Origin of the sequence: Klebsiella sp. C360 (assembly GCF_048822415.1) — a bacterium.
Lineage (GTDB): Bacteria > Pseudomonadota > Gammaproteobacteria > Enterobacterales > Enterobacteriaceae > Klebsiella > Klebsiella quasipneumoniae.
The window spans coordinates 367,856-393,115 of record NZ_JBMEZZ010000004.1 but is presented as its reverse complement, the minus strand read 5'-3'; the positions used below and the strand labels follow the sequence as shown (position 1 = coordinate 393,115).

Sequence of the window (25,260 nt, the reverse complement as noted above, 5' to 3'; positions counted from 1 at the left end):
GCAGAGAAGACGAATTAGTTCATCCACCGGTCTTTACGTTTGCGGCTTGGCACCAGATGCGGCAGCACCAGACCCAGCAGCAAACCGACGCCCAGCACGCCGCCGCCGTACATAAACCACTGCATGATAATGGTGCGCTGTTTATCATCAAGCTGCAGATTCGCCGCATTCACCTTCTTCTGCGCGACAACCAGCTCGTTTTTCAACTTTTGGTTCTCGTCTTTCAACGCGTTGATCACGCTGTCGCTGCCGGCGACTTTCTTCTGCATATCCGCTGTGCGCTGGTTCCAGGTGGCGTCGATATTATTCAGCTTATCGGTCAGCGTTTTGACCTGGTTTTCCAGATCCGGGACGCGGGTGCGCAGGCTGGGCTCGTTGCTCAGCTCTTTCAGCGGGATCCAGGCGGTACGCCCATTCGCGTCGCGGATCTGCGCGTAACTGGTGCTGTCGTTGGTTTGCAGCACCGACACTTCTTCCCCGGCGTTGATGGTGCCGACCAGACGATAATTATCGCCCGGGCCGCTGCGAACCCAGGTGTTCAGCTCATCGGAAACGTAGCGCTTTTCTTCTGCGTGAACCGCCGTGGCGGCGCTAAGCGCGAGCAAAGTAAAAGTAATCAGGCGTAATTTTGGCATCAGGTCATCGTTTGGTCATAAAAAGTGGAACGATAGTAGAGGCATCGCCAGAGCGACGCAAAGTTTTCCACCACAATCGGAATCATCCAGGAGGTGGCCCGGCAAAAAGCGCGTTGCATGGCGATTCGCCGCAAAATACTATCTACTGACAAAAAATATCGTCGTAAGTTCGCCGCAATTTGTCGGCGCAGCACAGAAGCGGAAGAATTCAGTCATGGCTCAAGAAATCGAACTTAAGTTTATCGTCGCTCAGGATGGGGTAGAGACGCTGCGCGAGCAGCTCAATGCGCTCGAGGCGAAACATACGCCCGCGGGCCAGTTGCTGAACATTTACTATGAAACCGCCGATAACTGGCTGCGTCGTCACGACATGGGGCTGCGCATTCGCGGCGACCAGGGGCGTTATGAGATGACGCTGAAAATCGCCGGTCGGGTGGTGGGCGGCCTGCACCAGCGCCCGGAATACAATATTCCACTGGATAAACCGGAGCTGGCGCTTGAGCGCCTGCCGGCGGAGGTCTGGCCGCAAGGGGAACTTCCAGCCGCGCTGGCGGAGCATGTGCAACCGCTGTTCAGCACCGACTTTGCTCGTGAACGCTGGGTGATCCAGGAAGGAAAGAGTGAAATTGAGATTGCCCTCGATCGCGGCGAAGTGAAGGCGGGCGAGCATCAGGAGCCGATCTGCGAGCTGGAGCTGGAGCTGCTCGCCGGGGAGACCGCCGATCTGCTGCGCCTCGCGCAGCGTTTGCTGGAGAGCGGCGTCCTGCGTCAGGGGAGCCTGAGCAAAGCCGCGCGCGGGTATCATCTGGCGCAAGGCAACGACGAGCGCCCGGTGACCAGGCTGGCGGTGCTGCCGGTGGCGGCGAAGGCCAGCGTGGAGCAGGGGCTGGAGGCGGCGCTGGAGAGCGCCCTGGCGCACTGGCTGTATCACGATGAGGTCTGGCTGCGCGGCAACGCGAAAGCCAAAGCGGAAATCCTGCTGGCGATAGCCCGCGTGCGCCATGCGCTGGTGCTGTTCGGCGGCATCGTGCCGCGGAAGGCGACCACCCACCTCCGCGCGTTGCTGAACGACGCCGAAGCGGCGCTGCTGGCCGCGGACACCGCCGATGAGGCGTTATTCCGCACCGAGGTCGTCGCCGCCAAACTGGCGCTGACCGAATGGCTGGTCCAGCGCGGCTGGCGTCCGTTCCTCAACGAGGCGGGAGAGAAAAAAATAGCCGGATCGTTCAAACGGTTTGCCGATATTCACCTTTCCCGGGCGGCGGCTGAGCTGCGCGGCGCCGTGCAGCACCTGGCGTTGGAGGATGCCGCCGACCAGCTGCCGAAGCTGGCGCGCGACATCGACAGCGTCCAGTTGCTGGCGGGCGCCTATGGCGACGCCGTCGCGCCGTGGCTGGAGAACTGGCAGGAACTACAGCGTGCGATAGAGCATGACGACCGCAGCGTCTTTGAATATTTCCGTCGCCAGGCGCTGGCTGCCGAGCCGTTCTGGCTGCATAGTGGAAAACGATAATTACAGGCCAGGGAGCCCCTATGATGCCGCTTTCTTCGCAGTTACAGCAGCACTGGCAGACGGTCGCTGACCGCCTGCCAGCGGATTTCCCCGTCGCCGAACTGAGCCCGCAGGCCAGGTCGGTGATGGCGTTCAGTGATTTTGTCGAACAGAGTGTGATCGCCCAGCCAGGCTGGCTGAACGAGCTTGCCCAGTCTTCACCGGAGGCGGAAGAGTGGCGGCATTATGAGACCTGGCTGCAGGATCGCCTGCAGGCGGTGGCTGACGAAGCGGGGTTGATGCGAGAGCTGCGTCTTTTCCGCCGTCATATGATGGTCCGCATCGCCTGGGCGCAGGCGCTGTCGCTGGTAAGCGAAGAAGAGACGCTGCAGCAGTTGAGCGTCCTGGCGGAGACCCTGATTGTCGCCGCCCGCGACTGGCTGTACGCCGCCTGCTGTAAAGAGTGGGGAACGCCCTGCAATGCCGAGGGCCAGCCGCAGCCGCTGCTGATCCTCGGGATGGGAAAGCTGGGCGGCGGCGAGCTGAACTTCTCTTCCGATATCGATCTGATTTTTGCCTGGCCTGAGCATGGCGCCACCCGCGGCGGCCGCCGCGAGCTGGATAACGCCCAGTTCTTTACCCGCCTGGGGCAGCGGCTTATCAAGGCGCTCGACCAGCCGACGCAGGACGGCTTTGTTTATCGGGTGGACATGCGCCTGCGGCCGTTTGGCGACAGCGGGCCGCTGGTGCTCAGCTTTGCGGCGCTGGAGGATTATTACCAGGAGCAGGGCCGGGACTGGGAACGCTACGCGATGGTGAAAGCACGGATCATGGGCGATAACGACGACGCCTACGCCAGCGAGCTGCGCGCGATGCTTCGCCCCTTCGTCTTCCGCCGCTATATCGACTTCAGCGTGATCCAGTCGCTGCGTAACATGAAAGGCATGATCGCTCGCGAAGTGCGGCGTCGCGGGCTGAAAGACAACATCAAGCTCGGCGCCGGCGGGATCCGTGAAATTGAGTTTATCGTGCAGGTCTTTCAGCTGATCCGCGGCGGTCGCGAACCTGCGCTGCAGCAGCGGGCGCTGCTGCCGACCCTGGCGGCGATTGATGAGCTGCATCTGCTGCCGGAAGGCGACGCGACGCTGCTGCGCGCGGCCTATCTGTTCCTGCGCCGGCTGGAAAATCTGCTGCAGAGCATCAACGATGAGCAGACTCAGACTCTGCCGCAGGATGAACTGAACCGCGCCAGGCTGGCGTGGGGGATGCATACCGACGACTGGGAGACGCTGAGCGCGCAGCTGGCGAGCCATATGGCCAGCGTGCGGCGGGTGTTTAATGAGCTGATCGGCGATGATGAGGCCCAGTCGCCGGATGAGCAGCTGGCGGAGTACTGGCGCGAACTGTGGCAGGATGCGCTGGAAGAAGATGACGCCAGCCCGGCGCTGGCGCATTTAAACGACGCCGACCGCCGCAGCGTTTTGGCGCTAATTGCTGATTTCCGTAAAGAGCTGGATCGGCGCACCATCGGCCCGCGAGGCCGCCAGGTGCTGGATCAACTGATGCCGCATCTGCTGAGCGAAATCTGCTCGCGCGCCGATGCGCCTCTGCCTCTGGCGCGGGTCACGCCGCTGTTGACCGGGATCGTCACTCGCACCACCTATCTTGAGCTACTGAGCGAATTCCCCGGCGCGCTGAAGCACCTGATTACGCTCTGCGCGGCGTCGCCGATGGTCGCCAGCCAGCTGGCGCGCCACCCGCTGCTGCTTGATGAACTGCTGGATCCCAACACCCTCTATCAGCCGACGGCGACCGATGCCTATCGCGACGAGCTGCGCCAGTATCTGCTGCGCGTGCCGGAAGAGGATGAAGAGCAGCAGCTGGAGGCACTGCGCCAGTTCAAGCAGGCGCAGCAGCTGCATATCGCCGCGGCGGATATCGCCGGCACGCTGCCGGTGATGAAGGTCAGCGATCACTTAACCTGGCTTGCCGAAGCGATCCTCGACGCGGTGGTGCAGCAGGCATGGGGACAGATGGTGGCCCGCTACGGCCAGCCGACCCACCTGCACGATCGCCAGGGGCGCGGCTTCGCCGTCGTCGGCTACGGCAAGCTCGGCGGCTGGGAGCTGGGCTACAGTTCCGATCTCGACCTGGTGTTCCTCCATGACTGTCCGGCGGAGGTGATGACCGACGGCGAGCGGGAGATCGACGGCCGTCAGTTCTACCTGCGGCTGGCTCAGCGGATCATGCATCTGTTCAGCACCCGCACCTCGTCCGGTATTCTCTACGAAGTTGACGCCCGGCTGCGCCCTTCCGGCGCGGCGGGGATGCTGGTCACCACCGCCGACGCGTTTGCCGACTATCAGCAGAACGAAGCCTGGACATGGGAGCATCAGGCGCTGGTGCGCGCTCGCGTGGTCTATGGCGACCCGGCGCTGCAGGCGCGATTTGACGCCATTCGTCGCGATATCCTGACCACCGCGCGGGATGGCGCGACCCTGCAGACCGAAGTTCGCGAGATGCGTGAGAAGATGCGCGCCCACCTCGGCAATAAACATGCCGATCGTTTTGATATCAAAGCCGATGCCGGTGGGATCACGGATATTGAATTTATTACCCAGTATCTGGTCCTACGCTATGCCAGCGACAAGCCGAAGTTGACCCGCTGGTCTGATAACGTGCGTATTCTCGAGCTGCTGGCGCAGAACGACATCATGGACGAGGAGGAAGCGCGAGCCTTAACGCACGCGTACACCACCTTGCGTGATGCGCTCCATCACCTGGCCCTGCAGGAGCTGCCGGGACACGTGGCGCCAGAGGCATTCAGCCGGGAGCGTGAGCAGGTCAGCGCCAGCTGGCAGAAGTGGCTGATGGCTTAACTATAAAATCGGGTGTGCTATTATCGCGCGCAAAGTTTGCGTCTCGCAGGAGAGAGTCATGAAAGTAACGCTGCCGGAGTTTGAACGTGCAGGAGTGTTGGTGGTGGGTGATGTGATGCTGGACCGCTACTGGTACGGCCCCACCAGTCGTATTTCCCCGGAAGCCCCGGTGCCGGTGGTGAAGGTGGAAAATATCGAAGAACGTCCCGGCGGCGCGGCAAACGTAGCGATGAACATCGCCTCCCTGGGGGCGACGTCGCGCCTGGTGGGATTGACCGGGATTGATGACGCCGCCCGCGCGCTGAGCCAGGCGCTGGCCAACGTCAATGTGAAGTGCGACTTTGTCTCCGTCCCGACTCACCCGACCATCACCAAGCTGCGGGTGCTGTCGCGCAACCAGCAGCTGATCCGCCTCGACTTTGAAGAGGGCTTTTCCGGCGTTGATCCGCAGCCGATGCACGAGCGCATTCAGCAGGCGCTGGGCTCCATTGGCGCGCTGGTTCTCTCGGACTACGCTAAAGGGGCGCTGACCAGCGTCCAGACGATGATCAAGCTCGCCCGTGAAGCAGGCGTCCCGGTGCTGATCGATCCGAAAGGTACCGATTTCGAACGCTATCGCGGCGCAACGCTGCTCACGCCGAACCTCTCTGAGTTTGAAGCGGTGGTGGGCAAGTGCCAGAATGAAGCGGAGATCGTTGAGCGCGGCATGAAGCTCATCGCCGAATTCGAACTGTCAGCGCTGCTGGTGACGCGCTCTGAGCAGGGGATGACGCTGCTGCAGCCGGGGCGTCCGCCGCTGCATATGCCGACCCAGGCCCAGGAAGTGTACGATGTCACCGGCGCCGGCGACACGGTGATTGGCGTGCTGGCGGCGACCCTGGCCTCCGGCAATACCCTGGAAGAGGCCTGCTATTTCGCCAACGCCGCGGCGGGCGTGGTGGTTGGCAAGCTGGGGACCTCCACCGTTTCTCCTGTCGAGCTGGAAAATGCGGTTCGCGGACGGGCTGAGACTGGCTTCGGCGTGATGAGCGAAGAGGAACTCAAACAGGCAGTTGCGGCAGCGCGCAAGCGCGGCGAGAAAGTGGTTATGACCAACGGCGTCTTCGATATTCTGCACGCCGGCCATGTCTCCTATCTGGCGAATGCGCGCAAACTGGGCGACCGTCTGATCGTGGCGGTCAACAGCGATGCCTCCACCAAACGTCTGAAAGGCGAAACCCGCCCGGTTAACCCGCTGGAGCAGCGGATGATCGTGCTGGGGGCGCTGGAGGCGGTCGACTGGGTGGTCTCCTTCGAAGAAGATACACCGCAGCGCCTGATTGCCGGGATCCTGCCGGATCTGCTGGTCAAAGGCGGCGACTACAAACCGGAACAGATCGCCGGCAGTGAAGAGGTCTGGGCGAACGGTGGCGAAGTGCTGGTGCTCAACTTTGAAGATGGGTGCTCAACCACCAACATTATTAAGAAAATACAGAAAGATAGCGAAAAATAACCGTTTCGCTATTCACCCACCAGAACGGTGCGGCATCACGGCCTGCGATAGCGATATCGCGGGCCGTTTTTATTTAATGATGTGGAAAATGATTTGGCGCAATAAATAATCACATTAAGCGCATTTTTCGTACAAATGGCGTTAAGGTAAGCGTAAATACTGAAGTGAGTAAAAGGCATATGACTGATCAGAACATCCACCGCTGAAGGAGTATGCGCATGAACCATAACGATATGTATTCAATGAAGAATTTTGATTTTTTGGCGCGGAGTTTCGCCAGAATGCACGCCCAGGGCCAGCCAGTTGATCTTCAGGCCATCGTCGGCAATATGGATGAAGAACATCGTGAATGGTTTTGCCAGCGCTATGAACTGTACTGTCGTCAGGTGAACAGCCCGGCGGAAGCCGCACACTAAGCCAACGCAAACGGGCCCCTGAGGGCCCGTTTTTTTACTGCTGCTCTTCGCTGCCAGGCGTCGTCGCCGGGCGGTTTTCAAGGTCATTCAGGCGCTGTTCCAGCAGCGCCAGTTTTTCGCGGGTCCGCAGCAGAACCTGAGTCTGCACGTCAAACTCTTCGCGGCTAACCAGATCCAGACGGGTCAGCTGCGACTGCAGCGCCTGGCGGATTTTCTTCTCAACATCCTCACCCAGATCGCGAAGTCCTTTTGGCATCGACTCATGGACCTGGCGGGCGATTTGTTCAATTTTTTTCGGGTCAATCATGGTGGTTTCCTGCTCGGGTCGGATGATTGATCATTGTAGTGCGAACCAGGCCGCCTATAAACCAGAAATGTTTGAAGCTTATGCATTGCCGAGGATAGTCAATAGCGTTATAGTTATCTCGCTTATTCTCAGGGCGGGGCGAAATTCCCCACCGGCGGTAAATCAACCATGGCGTTGAAAGCCCGCGAGCGCTTCCCGTGACTACGGGAAGGTCAGCAGATCCGGTGTAATTCCGGGGCCGACGGTTAAAGTCCGGATGGGAGAGAGTAACGGCACAGTCGGGCCCAGGCCCGCTCGCGTTGACTTTTGCCGCTAAACCGGCGCTCCTAAGACTGCCCTGATTCTGGTAACCATAATTTTAATGAGGTTTTTTTACCATGAATCAGACGCTCCTTTCTTCTTTTGGTACCGCTTTTGAACGTGTGGAACACGCTTTAAACGCCCTGCGCGAAGGCCGCGGCGTGATGGTGCTTGACGATGAAGACCGTGAAAACGAAGGCGATATGATTTTCGCCGCCGAAACCATGACCGTAGAGCAGATGGCGCTGACCATTCGTCACGGCAGCGGCATTGTGTGCCTGTGCCTGACCGAAGATCGCCGTAAACAGCTGGATCTGCCGATGATGGTGGAGAACAACACCAGTGCCTACGGCACCGGCTTTACCGTCACCATCGAAGCGGCCGAAGGCGTGACCACCGGCGTTTCCGCTGCCGACCGCGTGACCACCGTCCGCGCGGCGATTGCCGACGGCGCGAAACCTTCCGATCTCAACCGTCCTGGCCACGTTTTCCCGCTGCGGGCGCAGCCGGGCGGCGTACTGACCCGCGGCGGCCACACCGAAGCCACTATCGACCTCGTGACCCTCGCCGGCTTCAAACCGGCAGGCGTGCTGTGCGAGCTGACCAATGACGATGGCACTATGGCCCGCGCGCCGGAGTGCATCAAGTTCGCTCAGCAGCATAATATGGCAGTGGTCACGATTGAAGATCTGGTGGCCTATCGTCGCGAACATGAGCGCAAAGCCAGCTAATCAGCGGCTGACAACGCCAGTGAAAACAGCCCACTTTTTAGTGGGCTGTATTGTTTCTGCGCCTTAACCGATGCCCATCGTCTGGAGCACCACCAGGCTCAGCCCCATCACCGACATCCCGCACAGGACGCCATAGCTCGGGTTGCTTTGCGGATCGATCTCTTTTGCCAGCGGCATCAGTTCATCGACCGACAGCGCCACCATAATCCCGGCGACGGCGGCCATGATCGCGCCCATGACCAGCGGCGAGACCAGGCTGCCCAGAATCAGCCACGCCAGCACGCCGCCCAAAATCTCCGCCATGCCGGAAAGACCGGCCCAGAGCACCGCCTTGCTGCGCGATCCGGTAGCGGCATATACCGGCCCGGCAACCGCCAGACCTTCAGGAATATTGTGCAGGGCGACGGCAAGCGCCACTCCCATGCCAAGCTCGAGGTTGTTGCTGGCCGTGACATAGGTGGCGATGCCTTCCGGAAAATTATGCAGGCTGATACCCAGCGTCAGCAAAATGGCGGTGCGGCGTAAATTGCGCGGCCGCGGCGCGGCGGGCGGCATCAGATCCTGCGGGTGGGCGTGCGGCAGCAGGCGATCGAGACCAAAGTAGCCCAGCAGGCCGACAACAAACATTCCGTAGCCGAGCAGCGGCGACATGCCCTCGGCGGCCAGCGCGGCAGGCAGCATTTCCATCAACGAAATCAACAGCATGATCCCGGCGGCAAAGCCGAGGGAGAAGCCAAGCAGGCGGTTAGAGGGTTTCTGGCCAATCACGCCGAATATGGCGCCAATAAAGGTTGCGCTACCGGCTAACAGCGTCAATATTAAGGGTGATGACATCGCTTCTCTCCCTGCGAAAATAAGTGCATACGAGTATATTGCCTGAGGATGCGCGTACGGGACAGCTCCCTTTACCGCGAATTACATTCAAATTTTCTGACGATCATCATCATGGTTATCTGAGTTTATCCTGGCGCAAAAGCGCGTAATGTGAGCACATCACATTGACACCCTAAGGATATCATCATGTCCCGTACCCGAATGCCCGCGTTGTTCCTCGGCCATGGCAGCCCAATGAACGTGCTGGAAGACAATCGCTATACCCGCGCCTGGGCTCACCTGGGCGAAACCCTGCCGCGTCCGAAAGCGATCGTGGTGGTCTCTGCGCACTGGTTCACGCGCGGTACGGGCGTGACGGCGATGGAGGCCCCGAAGACCATTCACGACTTCGGCGGCTTCCCGCAGGCGCTGTATGACACCCATTACCCGGCTCCGGGTTCCCCGGCGCTGGCGCAACGACTGGTGGAGTTGCTCTCGCCGGTGCCGGTCACCCTCGATAAAGAAGCCTGGGGATTTGACCATGGTTCATGGGGCGTGCTGATTAAGATGTATCCGCAGGCGGATATCCCGATGGTTCAGCTGAGCATCGACAGCACCAAACCGCCGGCCTGGCATCTCGAAATGGGGCGGAAGCTGGCCTCGCTGCGTGATGAAGGCATTATGCTGGTGGCCAGCGGCAACGTGGTGCATAACCTGCGTACCGCCCGCTGGCATGGCGAGAACACGCCGTATCCGTGGGCGGAGTCCTTCAACAACTACGTGAAGGCGAATTTGCAGTGGCAGGGCCCGGACGATCAGCACCCGCTGGTTAACTACCTGGCACATGAAGGGGGCTCGCTCTCCAACCCAACGGCGGAACATTTCCTGCCGCTGTTATATGTCCTGGGGGCGTGGGACGGCGTTGAGGCGATTTCGACCCCGGTCGATGGCATCGAGATGGGCTCGTTGAGTATGCTATCGGTGGTGGTTGGCGCCTGATAGGTTGTGCTCCGGCGGCGGTATCGTCGCCGGAGCGCGACATTATTCGACGAAAATGTGCGGATAGAAGCGCGACAGATCCTGGGTAATCAGCGCCCGGTCTTCACGAATGCCGATCCCGGCGGGCTGATCGTTGATGAGCCAGCTGCCAATCAGCGTGTAGCTGTCACCAAACTTCGGCAGCGGGTAAAATTCCTGCACGATTGTGCCTTCTTCTCCGTACGGGCCTTCCACGGCTTCCAAAACTTTGCCATTCTCAACGATCGACACGTTGGCGCCTTCGCGGGAGAAGATTGGCTTAATGACGTACTTCTCCATCTCCGGATGGGCATCTTCGCTGAAGTAAGCCGCCAGCAGATTCGGATGATTAGGGAACATTTCCCACAGCATCGGCAGCAGCGCTTTGTTGGAGATGATGCTCTTCCACGCCGGCTCCAGCCAGCGGACGCCGGCGTCTTCCAGCTTGGTGGAAAACATCTCCCGCAGCATAAACTCCCACGGATAGAGCTTGAACAGGTTGCCAATCACCTGATCCTGGAGATCGGTAAACTGGCCTTTTTCACCCAGACCAATATCTTCGATGTAGAGGAATTCCGTCGCCAGCCCCGCCTCGGCGGCGCAGTCCTGCAGATATTGCACGGTGCCGCGATCTTCAACGGTATCGCGGCAGCAGGCCATATGCAGCAGCTGGAAGCCAAACTGCTCGCGCAGCTCACCGAAGCGATCGATTAGCTTTTCCTGCAGGCTGTTGAACTGATCGCTGCCCGCCGGCAGCTTGCCGGCGTTGAGCTGGTCTTCCAGCCAGATCCACTGGAAGAAGGCCGCTTCATACAGCGAGGTCGGCGTGTCGGCATTGTTCTCCAGCAGCTTCGGCTCGCCGACGCCATCCCAGGCCAGGTCGAGACGTGAGTAGAGTGACGGCTGGTTGGTTTTCCACGACTGGCGCACAAAGCCCCAGGTGTGTTTAGGGATGCGGAATTTGGCCATCAGCTCATCGCTGGCGATCACTTTTTCCACCACCTGAAGACACATCTGATGCAGCTCGGCGGTGACCTCCTCCAGCTTTTCCACCTGGGCGAGGGTCAGCTTGTAATAAGCCTCTTCGCTCCAGTAGGGCTCGCCGTACATGGTGTGGAAGTTGAAGCCGTATTCGGTCGCTTTCTCGCGCCAGTCCGGGCGCTCGGTAATGCTGACTCTTTCCATGTTGCTTAGCCGCCCATTGAGCGAGAAGAGGAGGTGGAGCCTGCGGCGCTACGCTGCATGGTCGACTGCTTCGCCACCGACTCGCCGAAGCCCCCGCGGGTGACGGTGGTGGTGGTCGCTGGCTTCGGCGCCATCGCGGTTTTCGGCACGTTCATGGTGCGGCCCGGCTGGGCGGCGCCATAGCTCTTGCCGCTGGCGTCAGTGTACTGACCGTAGGCCGGGCTGGCCGGGTTTTTGGAGCTGAACAGCGGCTGCTGTTGCGCCATGCCGCCGCCCATCAGGCGGCCCATCATGTAGCCGGCCATCAGCGGCATCCAGAAGCTGCCGCTGCTTTGCGCCTGCGCCTGGTTTTCCGGGGCGACGCCCGCCTGGGCAGGCGTTTGCTGGCACTGGCCTTCGCCAAACTCGGCGACGCAGTCTTCGCGGGTGGCATATTTCGGCGCGGTGCGCTCTGCCTCTTTCACCGCGTTGGTATAGGCCGTGGTGCATTCGGCTGCTTTGCCCGGGTTGGCGGCGGAGCAGTCATCGGCGTTCTGGTACAGCGAGACCGTTTCGTCGATTTTTTCACAACCGGCAAGCATAAAGACCGCGGTGACGGCCAGGGCGACCGGCGTCAGGTGGCGTGCGCTCCAGCTTTTGCGGAACGACGAATGATTAATATTTTTTGTCCGTTTCATATTTGTCTTCCAGGACCCAGTGGTATGGCGTGTGTTAACGCTCAGGATAGAGGATGAGTGGTGGAAAATGAAGCGAAGAGGGGCGCTAAGCGGGGGATCTTTACGTTGCCTTACGTTTAACGCATCGCCTGTCCGATGGACAGGCGATGCGCGTCACAGTATGAGAATTACTGACGGAACGGATTGCTGCCGCTGCTTTGGGTCGTCGTCCGCGCAGACGCCGGCTTCACGGCCGCGGTTGTGTTGCCGTAACCGTCGGCAGTGGCATCCTGCTGCGGATTTTCCGGCGCGACGCTGTCCGCGGAGGTGGAGATCGGTTTGCCCAGGGTGTTGTTCAGGGCGACCAGATCCTGCTCGTTCAGCGTACCTAACGCCGACTTGATGTTCAGCTCGTTGATCAGGTAGTTGTAGCGCGCATTCGAGAGCTGCTGTTTGGCGTTGTACAGCGTGGTGGTGGCGTCGAGGACGTCAACGATAGTACGGGTACCCACCGAGTAGCCTGCTTCCATCGCATCCAGGGAGCTTTGCGCAGAGACCACCGCCTGTTTGTAAGCGTTGATGCTGCTGATAGAAGCATTCACGTTGTTAAACGAAGAACGCACGGTCTGGACCACGCTGCGGTGAGCGCTTTCCAGCTGCTCGCTGGCGCCGACGAAGTTGTACTGCGCCTGTTTAACCTGCGAGTTAACCATCCCGCCCTGATACAGCGGCATGGAGAAGCTCAGGCCGATTTTGTTCTGACCGATATCAGCATCTTGCGCGATGCTGTTTGAGCCGCTGTAGCGGTTGTTGGAAACGCCCGACGAGGCGTTCAAATCCAGGGTCGGCAAATGGCCGTCCTGCGCCTGGCGAATCTGCTCGCGGGCCAGATCCTGGCTCAGACGCGCCTGCAGCAGCGACAGGTTGCGGTTCTCCGCTTCCTTCAGCAGGGCGTTCACCGCCTGCGGTTTGCTGGTTTTGAAGCCGTCTACGTTCAGGGAGGCCAGCTCCGGGTAGTAGTTGCCGGTAACCTGGCGCAGCTCTTCCACGGCGTTGTCGAGATCGTTACGCGCGGTCACTTCGTTCGCCAGCACGGCGTCGTATTGTGAACGGGCGTTCTGCACGTCGGTGATCGCCACCAGACCGACGTTAAAGCGCTGGGTGGTTTGATCCAACTGGCGGTAAATAGCCTGTTTCTGCGCTTCGGTATAAGAGAGCGTGTCGATGGCGGCCAGCACTTTGAAGTAGGCCGTCGCGGTATTCAGAATCAGCGTTTGCTGATCGGTCTGATACGTGACATCCTGAATGCCTGCCGTTTTTTCCTGCAGCGTCAGGGCGCGCCATTTCGACATATCAAACAGAACCTGCGTTAACTGCAGCGAGCCGCTGGTGACGTTAGAATTCTGGTCTTTATAATCACGGAAGCCGCTGGTATAGGTATAATCCGCTCCCAGCCCGAGCTGAGGCAGTAATGGACTGCGCGCTTCGTTGATCTTTTCGAACGCGGCGTCACGATCGGCTGCCGATTTACGCAGATCGGGGTTGCTGATGCGCGCCTGCTGGTAAACCTGAAGCAGGTTTTCCGCCTGGCTCATGGCGCTGAACCCGGTCAGGCTCAGGCCGATAAGAATGGGGAGCAATTTCTTCATTTGCATTCCTTGTTGTGAAGCATTTAGCGCTGGTCTAATTCTAAGAAAAATTCCGCTGATTGTATCGATTCTGCCGCCGTAAAAAGTTGGCGTTACGTGCCATCCGGCGGTAATTTGCACCAATCTAACATACGGACCGTAAAACGGTAGCCAAACGGTCTGGAAATCCCTCATTTCGGATTAGCAGGACATGACAATGAGCAAACCCATTCACCAGGGAATTACCTTCTCCAAAAATGATGTAGAAATTATTGCACGCGAAACGCTGTATCGTGGTTTTTTTTCGCTCGATTTATACCGTTTTCGCCACCGTCTGTTTAACGGCGGCATGAGCGGCGAAGTCACCCGTGAAATTTTTGAGCGCGGGCATGCCGCCGTCTTGCTACCCTTTGACCCGGTGCGGGACGAAGTGGTGCTGGTCGAACAAATCCGTATCGCCGCCTATGATACCAGCGAGAGCCCTTGGCTGCTGGAAATGGTCGCCGGCATGATCGAGGCGGGTGAGACGGTAGAAGATGTCGCCCGTCGGGAAGCGCTGGAGGAGGCCGGACTTGAAGTTGGGCGGACGAAACCAATATTAAGCTATCTGGCCAGTCCTGGCGGCACCAGCGAACGGTTATCGATCCTGGTGGGCGAAGTTGATGCATCGACGGCAAAAGGCATTCACGGCCTGGCCGAGGAGAATGAGGATATTCGGGTGCATGTGGTGAGCCGGGAGCAGGCTTACCAGTGGGTAGAAGAGGGGAAAATCGACAACGCAGCCTCTGTCATCGCCTTGCAATGGCTGCAATTGCATTATCACAATTTACGAAACGAGTGGACAAAATGAAGCGTTATACACCTGACTTCCCTGAGATGATGCGCCTGTGCGAGACCAATTTCGCCCAGTTGCGCCGCCTGTTGCCGCGAACGGATGCAGCGGGTGAGAAGGTGAGCTATCAGGTGGGAAGCGCGCAATATCGGTTAACGATAACGGAATCAACCCGCTACACTACTCTGGTGGCGATAGAGCAGACTCTGCCAGCGGTGAGCTACTGGAGTCTGCCGTCGATGACCGTTCGCCTCTACCATGACGCCATGGTGGCCGAAGTGTGTTCGAGTCAGCAGATCTTTCGCTTCAAAGCGCGATATGATTATCCTAATAAAAAGTTGCATCAACGCGACGAAAAGCATCAAATTAACCAGTTTCTGGCCGACTGGCTGCGTTACTGTTTAGCACATGGAGCGATGGCGATTCCGGTTTGTTAGCGTCGTTAAACCTAAGGACACCATTTGGAAAGCCTGTTAAACCTACCTCTGGCTGGTGAGGCCAGAGTCAGGATCTTACAAATTACTGATACTCACCTGTTTGCTGAAAAACATGAAACGTTGTTAGGCATCAATACCTGGGAAAGCTATCAGGCCGTACTGTCGGCCATTCATGCCTCACAGCGTCCATGCGATTTGATTGTCGCAACAGGCGATTTGGCGCAGGATCACTCCTCCGCGGCCTACCAGCATTTTGCTGAGGGCATCGCGAGTTTCGCTGCACCCTGCGTCTGGCTACCGGGCAACCATGATTTCCAGCCGGCGATGTACAGCACCCTGCAGGAGTCGGGCATTTCCCCCGCCAAGCGCGTGTTTCTCGGCGACCACTGGCAGATCCTGCTGCTGGACAGCCAGGTGTTTGGCGTTCCCCATGGCGAGCTGAGCGACTTCCAGCTGGAATGGCTCGAACATAAGCTGGCGGAGGCGCCGGAGCGTTATACCTTACTCCTGCTGCATCATCATCCGCTGCCGGCCGGCTGCAGCTGGCTGGATCAACACAGTCTGCGCAACGCCGGCGCGCTGGACAGCGCGCTGAGCGCCTGGCCGCGGGTGAAGCATCTGCTGTGCGGCCATATTCATCAGGAGCTGGATCTCGACTGGAATGGCCGACGTATGATGGCGACGCCGTCGACCTGCGTTCAGTTCAAACCGCACTGCGCCAATTTCACCCTCGATACGGTGTCGCCGGGCTGGCGCTGGCTGGAGCTTCACCCTGACGGAACGCTGACCACCGAAGTGTGCCGCCTGGAAGGCGCGGCGTTTCATCCGGATATTGCTTCAGAAGGCTACTGATGGCGACGCTCCTTTATCTGCACGGCTTTAACAGTTCTCCACGCTCGGCGAAGGCGACGGCGTTAAAGACCTGGCTGGCGCAGCACTATCCTGAGATCGCCATGGTGGTGCCGGAGCTGCCGCCTTACCCGGCGGAAACGGCGGAGCTGCTGGAGTCCATCGTGCTGGAGCACGGCGGCGAGCCGCTGGGGGTCGTAGGGTCGTCGCTGGGCGGCTACTACGCCACCTGGCTGTCGCAGTGCTTTATGCTGCCAGCGGTAGTGGTTAACCCGGCGGTGCGGCCGTTTGAGCTGCTGAACAATTTTCTCGGCCACAATGAGAATCCGTACACCGGGCAGCAATATGTGCTAGAGTCTCGCCATATTTACGATCTCAAAGTCATGCAAATCGACCCGCTCGAAGCGCCGGATTTACTCTGGCTGCTGCAGCAGACCGGGGATGAAGTGCTTGATTACCGCCAGGCCGTTCATTACTACGCCTCCTGCCGGCAGACGGTGGAGGAGGGCGGTAATCACGCATTTGTCGGCTTTGACGATCATTTCACTCAGATTATCGAATTTCTCGGCCTGCGCTAAACGGCCCTGAACGACCTACGAATACACACCATGACGCAATCTTCATATAACGCTGATGCCATTGAGGTACTCACCGGGCTAGAGCCGGTGCGCCGCCGTCCGGGCATGTATACCGACACCACCCGTCCTAACCATCTTGGTCAGGAAGTGATTGATAACAGTGTGGACGAAGCGCTGGCAGGCCATGCCAAACGCGTGGAAGTGATCCTGCACGCCGACCAGTCCCTCGAGGTGATTGACGACGGGCGCGGGATGCCGGTCGACATTCACCCGGAAGAGGGGGTGCCGGCGGTTGAACTGATCCTCTGCCGGCTGCACGCGGGCGGTAAGTTTTCCAACAAAAATTACCAGTTTTCCGGCGGTCTGCACGGGGTGGGGATTTCGGTGGTCAACGCCCTGTCAAAACGCGTGGAGGTCAACGTGCGTCGCGACGGTCAGGTCTACAGCATCGCCTTTGAGAATGGTGAGAAAGTAGAGGACCTGCACGTCACCGGCACCTGCGGTAAACGCAACACCGGGACCAGCGTCCATTTCTGGCCGGACGAAAGCTTCTTCGATAGCCCGCGCTTCTCCGTTTCGCGTTTGACCCACTTGTTAAAAGCGAAAGCGGTGCTGTGCCCGGGCGTGGAAATTGTTTTCCGCGACCAGGTCAACAACAGCGAGCAGAGCTGGTGCTATGCCGATGGCCTTAACGACTACCTGAGCGAAGCGGTGAACGGCCTGCCGCTGCTGCCGGAAAAACCCTTCGTCGGCACCTTCTCCGGTGAGACGGAAGCGGTGGACTGGGCGCTGCTGTGGCTGCCGGAAGGCGGCGAGCTGCTGACCGAGAGCTACGTCAACCTGATCCCGACCATGCAGGGCGGGACGCACGTCAACGGCCTGCGTCAGGGGCTGCTGGACGCGATGCGTGAGTTCTGCGAGTACCGTAATATCCTGCCGCGCGGTGTGAAACTGTCGGCGGAAGATATCTGGGATCGCTGCGCCTACGTGCTGTCGGTGAAGATGCAGGATCCGCAGTTCGCCGGGCAAACCAAAGAGCGCCTGTCGTCGCGCCAGTGCGCGGCGTTCGTCTCCGGCGTGGTGAAAGACGCCTTCAGCCTGTGGCTGAACCAGAACGTGCAGGCCGCGGAGCTGCTGGCGGAGATGGCCATTTCCAGCGCCCAGCGTCGTCTGCGCGCCGCCAAGAAAGTGGTGCGCAAAAAGCTGACCAGCGGTCCGGCGCTGCCGGGTAAGCTGGCCGACTGCACCGCCCAGGATCTGAACCGTACCGAGCTGTTCCTCGTCGAAGGGGATTCGGCGGGCGGTTCCGCCAAGCAGGCGCGCGATCGTGAATATCAGGCGATCATGCCGCTGAAAGGCAAGATCCTGAATACCTGGGAAGTCTCTTCCGATGAAGTGTTAGCTTCGCAAGAAGTACACGACATTTCGGTGGCGATTGGGATTGACCCGGATAGCGATGATTTAAGCCAGCTGCGCTACGGCAAAATTTGTATTCTGGCGGATGCGGACTCCGATGGTCTGCACATCGCCACGTTGCTGTGCGCGCTGTTTGTGAGACATTTCCGTACCCTGGTGAAAGAGGGGCACGTCTACGTGGCGCTGCCGCCGCTGTACCGTATCGACCTCGGCAAAGAGGTCTACTACGCGCTGACGGAAGAAGAAAAAACCGGTGTGCTGGAGCAGCTGAAGCGTAAGAAGGGCAAGCCAAACGTCCAGCGCTTTAAAGGTCTCGGCGAGATGAACCCGATGCAGCTGCGGGAAACCACCCTCGACCCGAATACCCGCCGCCTGGTGCAGCTGGTGATCAGCGATGAGGATGAGCAGCAGACCACGGCGATGATGGATATGCTGCTGGCCAAGAAGCGTTCCGAAGATCGTCGTAACTGGCTGCAGGAGAAGGGCGATATGGCGGACCTGGAAGTGTAAGACCGCGCGCTGCGCCAGACGTAAAAGGGAGCCTCAGGCTCCCTTTTCTTATTTCGTTTCTGCGTCAGCGGGCTTAGACGCCGGCCTGCAGGATACGGATGTTGGTCTCCAGCACATCGCCTTTGACCGCTTCCGACCAGGCTTTCATGTGCGGGGTCTGCAGGTGCGCTTCAAGATGCGCGACGCTTTCCCACAGCTCCACCATGACGATAGAGTCAGGAGCGGTGGTCTGGAAGCTGACGCCAGCGGCATGATCCACCATGGGCGCATAGCCGTGGCAGCCGGCTTCCTGCAAAACGGTCGGAATAATTTTCGCGAACTGATCGAGAACCGCCTGGCGGTGGTGCTGGCCCGGGCGGGTACGGATTTCTGCAATCACTGTTAACATGGTTAACTCAACTCCTTCTGTGTGGATCTTGTCATACTCCAGGTTCGAATAACTCGAAATATGTAGAGCATAGACCCCTAGTTAACCAAAAATTTCCGCCAGATGCTTGCGATATTCTGCGATATACCGTGGGACATCAGGCATTTTAATCACGTCGTTGGCGATAAAGGTTGGCAGCGCCTCCATACCCAGGAACTGGTTGGCTTTATGGAACGGCAGGTAAACGCCGTCAACGCCGACGCCGTGGAAGAACTGTTCTTCGTCGGTGAAGGCTTCCATCGGCGCGTTCCAGGTCAGGGAGAGCATATATTTTTTCCCTTGCACCAGGCCGCCGGAGCCATATTTTTTGCTGGCATCGGAGCGGGTACGGCCATCGCTGGCGTACAGCGAGCCGTGGCCTTCGGTAAAGACGTCATCCATATATTTTTTCACCGTCCACGGGGCGCCCATCCACCAGCCCGGCATCTGCCAGATCACCACATCGGCCCAGAGGAAATTCTGCACTTCGGCTTTTACGTCGTACTCGCTGTCGGCGCGAACGCTTTTAACATCGTGTCCGGCGTCGCGCAGATAACTCTCCGCGACCTCGGTCAGGGTGTCGTTCAGCTGGCCATTCGAGTGCGCGAATTTTTTTGCGCCATTGATAATCAGGATGTTGCTCATCATTTGTCCTCAATCTTGAAAATTTGCCGACGATCTTACCCCGCGAAGCGGGGCAGTAAAATGAGCAAAATGTGCAAAGTCTTTTGCTAAATGAGCAATAATATCGCTACCAGTCAACGCGGGCTTCGAAGCCGCCGTCGCGGGCATTGGCAAACTCGACGCGCATGCCGTGCAGCGAGGCGATGCGCCGGACGATCGACAAGCCCAGGCCGCTGCCCGTAGCATCCTGACCCGGCGGGCGGTAGAAACGCTCGCCGATGCGCGCCAGCGCCTGCGGGCTGATGCCGGGGCCGTTATCGCGTACCCGAAACTCGCGGGCGTTGAGGGTGATATCGACCTGGCTGCCGCGCGGGCTGTAGCGCACCGCGTTATCCAGCAGATTGCGCACCAGCAGGCTGAGGAGCAGCGGCTGGCCGGTGCGGGAGATGCCAGAGACATTAAGATGCAGGCGCAGCTCAATCCCGGCCTGCTGCGCCGGGTGGTACATCTCCATTACCGCCGACTGCAGCAGATCGTCGATGGCGACCGGCTGCACATCGTCCAGCTGGGCGAGCGAGTCCAGCCGCGACAGCGTCAGCAGCTGATCCACCAGACGGGTGGCGCGATCGATCCCCTGATGGAGCTGAGCCAGGGCTTTCTCACGCCCTTGTGGATCGTCCAGAGAGAGCTGGGCGACTTCAGTCTGCACCTTCAGCGCCGCCAGCGGGCTGCGCAGCTCGTGGGCGGCATCAGAGGTAAACCGACGCTCGCGCAGCATGACGTCGTGGGTGCGCTGGAACAGCTGATTCAGCGCCTCGACCAGCGGGCGGACTTCAGTGGGGATCTTCTCCACGCTGAGCGATTCCGCCGAGTCCGGCGCGCGCAGGCGCAGCGTGCGCGCCAGATGTTTCAACGGCGCCAGTTCGCGGCTTAACAGCACGATGAGCAGCACGAACATCAGCGGCAGGGCGATCATCCACGGCGTTAGCTGCGAGGTAACAATGTCCATCGCCATTTCGCGGCGATAATCCCACTCCTGGCCGACGGCGATACGGTGGCGGCCATCGGCGGTGGTTAACCACAGGAAGCGCCACTCGTCATCATCGCCGCGCAGGTAGCCATTGCTGAAGCCCTCGCGCTGCGAGTGCCATTGAATATCCTCCCCGTTTTCGCCGTCGTTAAGCACCATTTTGCCGTCGCGGGTGAAGATGGCGAACGCCAGCGCATCGTCGTCGATATGCCCGTGGCGCACCTTTTTCTTTTCCCCGAGCGATGTCGGCGGGGCGCGGAGCTCTTCGAAATTCATGACGCTCAGGCGGCGGGCGAACAGCAGCTGCTGGGTATCAAACAGCTTATCCAGCTTTTTACTGGTCTGCTGCCAGGCGATCACGCTGGCCACCCCCCAGGCGGCGGCGGTCAGCACGGCAAACAGCAGCGTCAGACGCAGGCGCAGGCTCAGGCGGGCAAGTCGTTTCATGCGTCACCCAGGGTATAGCCGATGCCGTGGACGGTGCGGATAAATTCACTGCCGAGTTTGCGGCGCAGATGATGGACGTGAACTTCCACGGCGTTGCTGGAGACCTCGTCGTCCCAGGTGTAGAGCTTTTCTTCAATAAGCTTACGCGGCAGTACGCGCCCGGCGTTACGCAGCAGCAGTTCCAGCAGGGCGAACTCCTTCGGCTTCAGCGTCAGGCTTTCGCCGTCGAGGCTGGCGGTTAAGCGGTTCGGGTCAAGGCTCACCTTGCCGTGGCGCAGCTCGCTGCTGCTCTGGCCGTGGGCGCGGCGGATCAATGCTTCGAGGCGGGCCGCTACCTCAATCAGGGCGAAAGGTTTGCACAGATAATCATCGGCGCCCAGGCGCAGTCCCTCCACCCGCTGGCTGAGCGCATCGCGGGCGGTGAGGATCAGCACCGGCTCATGGCGGCCTTTGTCGCGCCACTCGCGCAGAATATCGAGGCCATCGATGCCGGGAAGGGTGAGATCAAGAATTGCCGCGTCGTAGGGGGCGCTGTATAAGGCGTTTTTGCCCTCCAGCCCGGCGGTAAACCAGTCGATGCTGAAGCCCATTTTGCTCAGCCCGGCCTTGACGCCATCGCCGATTAACTTGTCATCTTCCACCAATAATATGCGCATTTTCCCTCCTGCCAACCCGGCTGCTCTGCGCAGTAAACCGCGTTGCGACCGGGGTTGTACAGCATTAAAATTTCTTTTTTCCCCTTAAGAAGTCGTTAAGTTTTGTCGGGCGTAATAGGAGCCATATCAACACGAAGGGAGAACACATCATGAAGAAAATTGCTGCGATGACCGCGATCGTTGCCCTGGTTTCCATGCCGGTGCTGGCTGCCGGACAGGGCGGGTATACCGGTCCTTCTGCGACCACGCCGGCAAGTTCGACCACCCAGGGCGGCGGATTTACCGGCCCGAGCGGCGCGGTCACCACCGTCACCAATGTCAAATCGCTGCGGGACGATACCTGGGTGACCCTGCGGGGCAAAATTACCGAGCGCGTGTCCGACGATCTGTATAAGTTCCAGGATGCTACCGGGGTGATCAATGTCGATATCGACCACAAACGCTGGAACGGCGTCACCGTCGGCCCGCAGGACACGGTAGAAATTCAGGGGGAAGTCGATAAGGACTGGAACTCGGTGGAGATCGACGTTAAACAGATCCGTAAAATCACGCCATAAGTCTCCGGCGGATAAGCGCAAGATCGGTCAGGAATCGCTATCCTCGCTCTGTCAGAGTATGTCGCGAGGAGGAGACGATGAACGATATTAAGGCCAGCCCGGCGTATGCTGGGCGCTTCCAGCGCGTCTGTAGATACATTGCGCGTCATCTTGATGAGCCGCTGTCGCTGGAGGCGCTGAGCGCGATAGCGCACAGTTCGCCTTACCATTTTCACCGGCAATTTAGCGCGTATACCGGCATTCCCTTGTACCGGTATATTCAGTGGTTACGTCTGCGACGCGCCTGTTGGCGCCTGGCGTTCAACCCCCGCGATAAAATCATCGACATTGCCCTTGATGCCGGATTTCAGAATGCGGAGTCGTTCAGCCGTGCCTTCCGTACCGCGTTTGACCAAAGCCCGACCCAGTTCCGTCAGCAACCGGACTGGGCCGAGTGGCATCGACGCGTACCGAAACATACGCTACAGGAGCAAACGTCGATGGACGTCAATATCATTTCGTTCCCCACCACCCGGGTAGCCGTCCTGCAACATCGTGGCAGCCCGGACCTTGTCAACGCCACCGCCGCGCGTTTTATCGCCTGGCGTAAGACGAGCGGATTATCGCCCGTTGCCACCAGCGAAACCTGGGGGATCGCCTGGGACGATCCGCAGACTACCCCGCAGGAGGCATTTCGTTTTGATCTCTGCGGTACGGTCGAACGGCCGGTTGGTGAAAACGCCTTTGGCGTGATTAACGGCGAAATCCCCGGCGGACGCTGCGCCGTCGTGCGCCATCACGGCTCGCTGGACACCCTGGCGAACAGCGTTTGGTATCTCTATCGCGACTGGTTACCCGCTTCAGGCGAGACGTTACGGGATTTTCCGGTCTACTTCCGTTACCACAATTTTGTCCACCAGGTGGCTGAGCATGAGCTGCAAACCGATATTTATCTGCCGCTGGCCTGATTAAGGTGACGGAATCCTCAACCGATCTCACGGCCTGTGACTCAGGGCGTGAGATCGGGTATTATCGCGGGTAGTTTTGCCGTCCGAACGGTCGGTACCCAGATTGAGGATCCACGATTAATGAGCGATATGGCAGAGCGCCTTGCGCTGCATGAATTTACGGAAAATGCTTACCTGAACTACTCCATGTACGTGATCATGGACAGGGCATTACCGTTTATTGGCGATGGCTTAAAACCGGTCCAGCGTCGCATCGTCTATGCGATGTCCGAACTGGGGCTGAACGCCAGCGCCAAATTCAAAAAGTCCGCCCGCACCGTCGGCGACGTGCTGGGTAAATATCACCCACACGGCGACAGCGCCTGCTATGAAGCGATGGTGCTGATGGCGCAACCCTTCTCCTATCGCTATCCGCTGGTGGATGGCCAGGGGAACTGGGGGGCGCCGGACGATCCGAAATCCTTCGCCGCCATGCGTTACACCGAATCCCGCCTGTCGAAGTATGCCGAGCTGCTGCTCAGCGAGCTGGGGCAGGGGACGGTCGACTGGGTGCCAAACTTTGACGGTACGCTGCAGGAGCCGAAAATGCTGCCGGCGCGCCTGCCAAACATCCTGCTCAACGGCACCACCGGCATCGCGGTGGGCATGGCGACCGATATTCCGCCTCACAACCTGCGTGAAGTGGCGAAAGCGGCGATTACGCTGATTGAGCAGCCGAAAACGACCCTCGACGAACTGCTGGATATCGTGCAGGGACCGGATTTCCCGACCGAGGCGGAGATCATCACTTCGCGGGCGGAAATTCGCAAAATCTACCAGAACGGACGCGGCTCGGTGCGCATGCGCGCGGTATGGAGCAAAGAGGACGGCGCGGTAGTGATCAGCGCGCTGCCGCACCAGGTCTCCGGCGCCAAAGTACTGGAGCAGATTGCCGCGCAGATGCGCAATAAAAAGCTGCCGATGGTGGACGACCTGCGCGACGAATCGGACCACGAAAATCCGACCCGCCTGGTGATCGTCCCGCGCTCCAACCGGGTGGATATGGAGCAGGTGATGAACCACCTGTTCGCCACCACCGATCTGGAGAAGAGCTACCGCATCAACCTCAATATGATCGGTCTCGACGGCCGCCCGGCGGTAAAAAACCTGCTGGAGATCCTCAGCGAATGGCTGGTGTTCCGTCGCGATACCGTACGTCGCCGTCTGAACCACCGGTTAGAGAAGGTCCTTAAACGCCTGCACATCCTTGAAGGTTTGCTGGTGGCGTTCCTCAATATTGATGAAGTCATCGAGATCATCCGCACGGAAGATGAGCCGAAGCCAGCCCTGATGTCGCGCTTTGCCATCAGCGAAACCCAGGCGGAAGCGATTCTGGAACTGAAACTGCGCCATCTCGCCAAACTGGAAGAGATGAAGATCCGCGGCGAGCAGAACGAGCTGGAAAAAGAGCGCGATCAGCTGCAGGCGATTCTGGCCTCAGAACGTAAGATGAACAACCTGCTGAAGAAAGAGCTGCAGGCCGATGCCGATGCTTTCGGCGACGATCGCCGCTCGCCGCTTCACGAGCGTGAAGAAGCGAAAGCGATGAGCGAGCATGATATGCTGCCGTCTGAGCCGGTCACCATCGTTCTGTCGCAGATGGGCTGGGTGCGCAGTGCCAAAGGGCACGACATCGACGCCCAGGGGCTGAGCTATAAAGCGGGCGACAGCTGGAAAGCTTCGGCGAAGGGCAAGAGCAACCAGCCGGTGGTGTTTATCGATACCACCGGGCGCAGCTATGCCATCGATCCGATTACCCTGCCCTCGGCGCGTGGCCAGGGTGAGCCGCTGACCGGCAAGCTGACGCTGCCGCCGGGCGCGACCGTGGAACATATGCTGATGGAAGGCGACGATCAGAAACTGCTGATGGCCTCCGACGCCGGCTACGGTTTTGTCTGCACCTTCAACGATCTGGTGGCGCGCAACCGCGCCGGCAAAGCGTTGATCACCCTGCCTGACAACGCGCATGTGATGCCGCCGCTGGTCATTGAGGACGAGTCCGATATGCTGCTGGCCATCACCGCCGCCGGGCGAATGCTGATGTTCCCGGTCAGCGATCTGCCGCAGCTGTCGAAAGGCAAGGGCAACAAAATCATCAACATTCCTGCGGCGGAAGCCGCCGCCGGCCAGGACGGTCTCGCACATCTGTTTGTCCTGCCGCCGCAGAGTACGCTGACCATTCATGTCGGCAAACGGAAGATCAAACTGCGTCCGGAAGAGCTGCAAAAAGTCACCGGCGAGCGCGGCCGCCGCGGTTCGCTGATGCGCGGGCTGCAGAAGATTGACCGTGTTGAAATTGACTCGCCGCGCCGCGCCGCGGCAAGCGATAGCGAAGAGTAAGCGCTTCTCCTCCCGTCTTTGGCGGGAGGAGGCGAAAAAAA

Annotated in this window: 24 protein-coding genes, 1 pseudogene and 1 riboswitch; of the genes and pseudogenes, 14 read left to right on the top strand and 11 right to left on the bottom strand. The window is 59.4% G+C overall.

The window, feature by feature from the left end:
• Positions 1-14 precede the first annotated feature (14 nt).
• Complete coding sequence (locus ACOI7D_RS13825) at positions 15-635, bottom strand: TIGR04211 family SH3 domain-containing protein (RefSeq protein ID WP_023291036.1); 621 nt, start codon at positions 633-635, stop codon at positions 15-17.
• Positions 636-849: 214 nt separating this feature from the next.
• Between ACOI7D_RS13825 and ACOI7D_RS13820 the strand changes: the two genes are divergently transcribed.
• The 3 genes from ACOI7D_RS13820 to hldE are packed head-to-tail and all read left to right on the top strand — an operon-like array spanning position 850 to position 6,498.
• On the top strand, positions 850-2,148 hold the full coding sequence (locus ACOI7D_RS13820) for an inorganic triphosphatase (RefSeq protein WP_080820307.1): 1,299 nt from the start codon (positions 850-852) through the stop codon (positions 2,146-2,148).
• Positions 2,149-2,168: 20 nt separating this feature from the next.
• Positions 2,169-5,006, top strand: a complete 2,838-nt coding sequence (gene glnE / locus ACOI7D_RS13815) for a bifunctional [glutamate--ammonia ligase]-adenylyl-L-tyrosine phosphorylase/[glutamate--ammonia-ligase] adenylyltransferase (RefSeq protein WP_162543109.1) — start codon at positions 2,169-2,171, stop codon at positions 5,004-5,006.
• 58 nt (positions 5,007-5,064) lie between these two features.
• A complete protein-coding gene (gene hldE, locus ACOI7D_RS13810; protein ID WP_023291033.1) occupies positions 5,065-6,498 on the top strand; it encodes a bifunctional D-glycero-beta-D-manno-heptose-7-phosphate kinase/D-glycero-beta-D-manno-heptose 1-phosphate adenylyltransferase HldE in 1,434 nt (477 codons plus the stop codon).
• A gap of 80 nt (positions 6,499-6,578) precedes the next feature.
• Here the strand turns inward: hldE and ACOI7D_RS13805 are convergent.
• Positions 6,579-6,725 (bottom strand): annotated as a pseudogene (locus tag ACOI7D_RS13805) (hypothetical protein); the annotation flags it as partial.
• Between ACOI7D_RS13805 and glgS the strand changes: the two are divergent.
• Positions 6,717-6,914 (top strand): cell surface composition regulator GlgS, encoded by a 198-nt coding sequence (glgS, locus tag ACOI7D_RS13800; RefSeq protein ID WP_004205248.1) that lies wholly within the window; start codon positions 6,717-6,719, stop codon positions 6,912-6,914. The pseudogene ACOI7D_RS13805 and the gene glgS sit on opposite strands and share 9 nt — an antisense overlap.
• Before the next feature lie 34 nt (positions 6,915-6,948).
• Here glgS and ubiK read toward each other — a convergent pair whose 3' ends face one another.
• Entirely contained in the window at positions 6,949-7,221 is a 273-nt protein-coding gene (gene ubiK, locus ACOI7D_RS13795) for a ubiquinone biosynthesis accessory factor UbiK (protein ID WP_004174355.1), read from the bottom strand.
• 120 nt (positions 7,222-7,341) lie between these two features.
• Positions 7,342-7,493, top strand: a riboswitch (FMN riboswitch).
• Between the two features lie 105 nt (positions 7,494-7,598).
• On the opposite strand from ubiK, the gene ribB reads away from it, so the two are divergent.
• The gene (gene ribB, locus ACOI7D_RS13790; RefSeq protein ID WP_023159075.1) at positions 7,599-8,252 is read left to right on the top strand and encodes a 3,4-dihydroxy-2-butanone-4-phosphate synthase; all 654 of its coding nucleotides are present in this window, start codon (positions 7,599-7,601) and stop codon (positions 8,250-8,252) included.
• A 63-nt stretch (positions 8,253-8,315) separates the two neighbouring features.
• Here the strand turns inward: ribB and zupT are convergent, their stop codons facing one another.
• Positions 8,316-9,086, bottom strand: coding sequence for a zinc transporter ZupT (zupT, locus tag ACOI7D_RS13785; RefSeq protein ID WP_064155330.1), 771 nt, complete (start codon positions 9,084-9,086; stop codon positions 8,316-8,318).
• Between the two features lie 186 nt (positions 9,087-9,272).
• Between zupT and ygiD the strand changes: the two genes are divergently transcribed.
• Positions 9,273-10,064, top strand: coding sequence for a 4,5-DOPA dioxygenase extradiol (gene ygiD / locus ACOI7D_RS13780; RefSeq protein ID WP_004205244.1), 792 nt, complete (start codon positions 9,273-9,275; stop codon positions 10,062-10,064).
• Positions 10,065-10,106: 42 nt separating this feature from the next.
• On the opposite strand, the gene ACOI7D_RS13775 is transcribed toward ygiD, so the two are convergent.
• The 3 genes from ACOI7D_RS13775 to tolC all read right to left on the bottom strand — a co-directional run bounded on the left by ACOI7D_RS13775 (position 10,107) and on the right by tolC (position 13,572).
• Positions 10,107-11,267, bottom strand: a complete 1,161-nt coding sequence (locus ACOI7D_RS13775) for a glutathionylspermidine synthase family protein (RefSeq protein WP_023291031.1) — start codon at positions 11,265-11,267, stop codon at positions 10,107-10,109.
• A gap of 5 nt (positions 11,268-11,272) precedes the next feature.
• Positions 11,273-11,944 carry a DUF1190 family protein gene (locus ACOI7D_RS13770; RefSeq protein ID WP_281166482.1) on the bottom strand — a complete coding sequence of 224 codons (672 nt, stop codon included), beginning with the start codon at positions 11,942-11,944 and terminating at the stop codon, positions 11,273-11,275.
• A gap of 167 nt (positions 11,945-12,111) precedes the next feature.
• A complete protein-coding gene (gene tolC / locus ACOI7D_RS13765; protein WP_032454074.1) occupies positions 12,112-13,572 on the bottom strand; it encodes an outer membrane channel protein TolC in 1,461 nt (486 codons plus the stop codon).
• A gap of 196 nt (positions 13,573-13,768) precedes the next feature.
• Between tolC and nudF the strand changes: the two genes are divergently transcribed.
• The 5 genes from nudF to parE are packed head-to-tail and all read left to right on the top strand — an operon-like array spanning position 13,769 to position 18,173.
• Entirely contained in the window at positions 13,769-14,401 is a 633-nt protein-coding gene (gene nudF / locus ACOI7D_RS13760) for an ADP-ribose diphosphatase (RefSeq protein ID WP_004205241.1), read from the top strand.
• Positions 14,398-14,820, top strand: a complete 423-nt coding sequence (locus tag ACOI7D_RS13755; RefSeq protein WP_004205239.1) for a DUF1249 family protein — start codon at positions 14,398-14,400, stop codon at positions 14,818-14,820. Before nudF ends, ACOI7D_RS13755 begins: the two co-directional genes overlap by 4 nt.
• Positions 14,821-14,844: 24 nt before the next feature.
• Entirely contained in the window at positions 14,845-15,672 is an 828-nt protein-coding gene (gene cpdA, locus ACOI7D_RS13750) for a 3',5'-cyclic-AMP phosphodiesterase (RefSeq protein ID WP_004205237.1), read from the top strand.
• The gene (yqiA, locus tag ACOI7D_RS13745; protein ID WP_004205236.1) at positions 15,672-16,247 is read left to right on the top strand and encodes an esterase YqiA; all 576 of its coding nucleotides are present in this window, start codon (positions 15,672-15,674) and stop codon (positions 16,245-16,247) included. Before cpdA ends, yqiA begins: the two co-directional genes overlap by 1 nt.
• Positions 16,248-16,277: 30 nt before the next feature.
• Positions 16,278-18,173: a DNA topoisomerase IV subunit B gene (gene parE / locus ACOI7D_RS13740; RefSeq protein ID WP_004205235.1), complete on the top strand. Its 1,896-nt coding sequence runs from the start codon at positions 16,278-16,280 to the stop codon at positions 18,171-18,173.
• Positions 18,174-18,246: 73 nt separating this feature from the next.
• Here parE and ACOI7D_RS13735 read toward each other — a convergent pair whose 3' ends face one another.
• The 4 genes from ACOI7D_RS13735 to qseB form a co-directional block, all read right to left on the bottom strand.
• Entirely contained in the window at positions 18,247-18,561 is a 315-nt protein-coding gene (locus ACOI7D_RS13735; RefSeq protein ID WP_109546937.1) for a putative quinol monooxygenase, read from the bottom strand.
• 81 nt (positions 18,562-18,642) lie between these two features.
• Positions 18,643-19,224, bottom strand: coding sequence for an NAD(P)H-dependent oxidoreductase (locus ACOI7D_RS13730; RefSeq protein ID WP_023291028.1), 582 nt, complete (start codon positions 19,222-19,224; stop codon positions 18,643-18,645).
• 106 nt (positions 19,225-19,330) lie between these two features.
• Positions 19,331-20,680, bottom strand: coding sequence for a quorum sensing histidine kinase QseC (gene qseC / locus ACOI7D_RS13725; RefSeq protein WP_109546938.1), 1,350 nt, complete (start codon positions 20,678-20,680; stop codon positions 19,331-19,333).
• Positions 20,677-21,336: a quorum sensing response regulator transcription factor QseB gene (qseB, locus tag ACOI7D_RS13720; RefSeq protein ID WP_032454072.1), complete on the bottom strand. Its 660-nt coding sequence runs from the start codon at positions 21,334-21,336 to the stop codon at positions 20,677-20,679. The genes qseC and qseB overlap by 4 nt, the downstream gene beginning before the upstream one ends.
• 149 nt (positions 21,337-21,485) lie before the next feature.
• On the opposite strand from qseB, the gene ACOI7D_RS13715 reads away from it, so the two are divergent.
• The 3 genes from ACOI7D_RS13715 (at position 21,486) to parC (ending at position 25,219) form a co-directional block, all read left to right on the top strand.
• Positions 21,486-21,893: a YgiW/YdeI family stress tolerance OB fold protein gene (locus tag ACOI7D_RS13715; protein ID WP_023291025.1), complete on the top strand. Its 408-nt coding sequence runs from the start codon at positions 21,486-21,488 to the stop codon at positions 21,891-21,893.
• Positions 21,894-21,970: 77 nt separating this feature from the next.
• Positions 21,971-22,840, top strand: coding sequence for an AraC family transcriptional regulator (locus ACOI7D_RS13710; RefSeq protein ID WP_050533736.1), 870 nt, complete (start codon positions 21,971-21,973; stop codon positions 22,838-22,840).
• A gap of 120 nt (positions 22,841-22,960) precedes the next feature.
• Complete coding sequence (parC, locus tag ACOI7D_RS13705) at positions 22,961-25,219, top strand: DNA topoisomerase IV subunit A (protein WP_048335295.1); 2,259 nt, start codon at positions 22,961-22,963, stop codon at positions 25,217-25,219.
• Positions 25,220-25,260: the final 41 nt, after the last annotated feature.

Coding starts and splice junctions, on each gene's coding strand:
- ACOI7D_RS13755 (WP_004205239.1), top strand. CDS start 14,398: ATGAAGCGTTATACACCTGACTTCCCTGAGATGATGCGCCTGTGCGAG.
- ubiK (WP_004174355.1), bottom strand. CDS start 7,221: ATGATTGACCCGAAAAAAATTGAACAAATCGCCCGCCAGGTCCATGAG.
- ACOI7D_RS13825 (WP_023291036.1), bottom strand. CDS start 635: ATGCCAAAATTACGCCTGATTACTTTTACTTTGCTCGCGCTTAGCGCC.
- ACOI7D_RS13770 (WP_281166482.1), bottom strand. CDS start 11,944: ATGAAACGGACAAAAAATATTAATCATTCGTCGTTCCGCAAAAGCTGG.
- ACOI7D_RS13775 (WP_023291031.1), bottom strand. CDS start 11,267: ATGGAAAGAGTCAGCATTACCGAGCGCCCGGACTGGCGCGAGAAAGCG.
- ygiD (WP_004205244.1), top strand. CDS start 9,273: ATGTCCCGTACCCGAATGCCCGCGTTGTTCCTCGGCCATGGCAGCCCA.
- yqiA (WP_004205236.1), top strand. CDS start 15,672: ATGGCGACGCTCCTTTATCTGCACGGCTTTAACAGTTCTCCACGCTCG.
- glnE (WP_162543109.1), top strand. CDS start 2,169: ATGATGCCGCTTTCTTCGCAGTTACAGCAGCACTGGCAGACGGTCGCT.
- zupT (WP_064155330.1), bottom strand. CDS start 9,086: ATGTCATCACCCTTAATATTGACGCTGTTAGCCGGTAGCGCAACCTTT.
- ACOI7D_RS13715 (WP_023291025.1), top strand. CDS start 21,486: ATGAAGAAAATTGCTGCGATGACCGCGATCGTTGCCCTGGTTTCCATG.
- ACOI7D_RS13710 (WP_050533736.1), top strand. CDS start 21,971: ATGAACGATATTAAGGCCAGCCCGGCGTATGCTGGGCGCTTCCAGCGC.
- ribB (WP_023159075.1), top strand. CDS start 7,599: ATGAATCAGACGCTCCTTTCTTCTTTTGGTACCGCTTTTGAACGTGTG.
- parC (WP_048335295.1), top strand. CDS start 22,961: ATGAGCGATATGGCAGAGCGCCTTGCGCTGCATGAATTTACGGAAAAT.
- hldE (WP_023291033.1), top strand. CDS start 5,065: ATGAAAGTAACGCTGCCGGAGTTTGAACGTGCAGGAGTGTTGGTGGTG.
- tolC (WP_032454074.1), bottom strand. CDS start 13,572: ATGAAGAAATTGCTCCCCATTCTTATCGGCCTGAGCCTGACCGGGTTC.
- qseB (WP_032454072.1), bottom strand. CDS start 21,336: ATGCGCATATTATTGGTGGAAGATGACAAGTTAATCGGCGATGGCGTC.
- glgS (WP_004205248.1), top strand. CDS start 6,717: ATGAACCATAACGATATGTATTCAATGAAGAATTTTGATTTTTTGGCG.
- ACOI7D_RS13735 (WP_109546937.1), bottom strand. CDS start 18,561: ATGTTAACAGTGATTGCAGAAATCCGTACCCGCCCGGGCCAGCACCAC.
- nudF (WP_004205241.1), top strand. CDS start 13,769: ATGAGCAAACCCATTCACCAGGGAATTACCTTCTCCAAAAATGATGTA.
- parE (WP_004205235.1), top strand. CDS start 16,278: ATGACGCAATCTTCATATAACGCTGATGCCATTGAGGTACTCACCGGG.
- ACOI7D_RS13820 (WP_080820307.1), top strand. CDS start 850: ATGGCTCAAGAAATCGAACTTAAGTTTATCGTCGCTCAGGATGGGGTA.
- qseC (WP_109546938.1), bottom strand. CDS start 20,680: ATGAAACGACTTGCCCGCCTGAGCCTGCGCCTGCGTCTGACGCTGCTG.
- ACOI7D_RS13730 (WP_023291028.1), bottom strand. CDS start 19,224: ATGAGCAACATCCTGATTATCAATGGCGCAAAAAAATTCGCGCACTCG.